Genomic DNA, 583 nt, shown 5'->3' with positions numbered 1-583 from the left:
AAGCAGGAACAGCCACGGCCGATCCAGCAGCGACAACAGATTCATCTGCATGCCGATGCAGGCGATCAGGAAGTACAGGAACACCGTGCCCAGCCGCGAGGCACCGGCCGCTTCCAGCTGCCGCGCACGGGTGAAGCTCAGGCCCAGACCCATCGCGGTGGACAGCAGGATCACCCACACGAACTGGCTGTCCAGGCTGAACTGGCTGGCCCAGCTGACGTTGGCCTTGAACCAGCCCGACAGTGGCGCGGCGATCGCATGCGCCAGTCCGACACCGCCCAGGGCCACACCGACGATGACCATCAGGTCGGTCATGCTGGGGATGCGTGCGTTCTGCGCCTCGTAGGCACTGATGCGCGCCTTCATCTCGTCGATGGCACGGGTATCGGCCCCGTTGCGGGTATCGATCTGCTGCGCGCGGTTGGCCAGGAACAGCAGGATCGCCATCCACAGGCTGGCGCAGGCCACGTCGACCACGGCGAACTGGCCGAACGTGGTCGCATCGGTACCGAACACTTCGCGCATCGCAACCATGTTGGCGCCGCCACCGATCCAGCTGCCGGCCAATGCGGCCATGCCGGCC

Annotated in this window: 1 protein-coding gene; it reads right to left on the bottom strand. The window is 66.0% G+C overall.

The window, feature by feature from the left end; all coding sequences use genetic code 11:
- Positions 1 to 583: DUF819 family protein (locus C9414_RS20875; protein ID WP_142398079.1), on the bottom strand; the 583-nt coding region annotated here is incomplete at both ends.

The organism is Bacillus sp. Nf3 (genome assembly GCF_003028545.1).
Lineage (GTDB): Bacteria > Bacillota > Bacilli > Bacillales > Bacillaceae > Bacillus > Bacillus safensis.
Note: the sequence above shows the minus strand (reverse complement) of the source record. Positions and strands in the feature narration are given on the sequence as shown.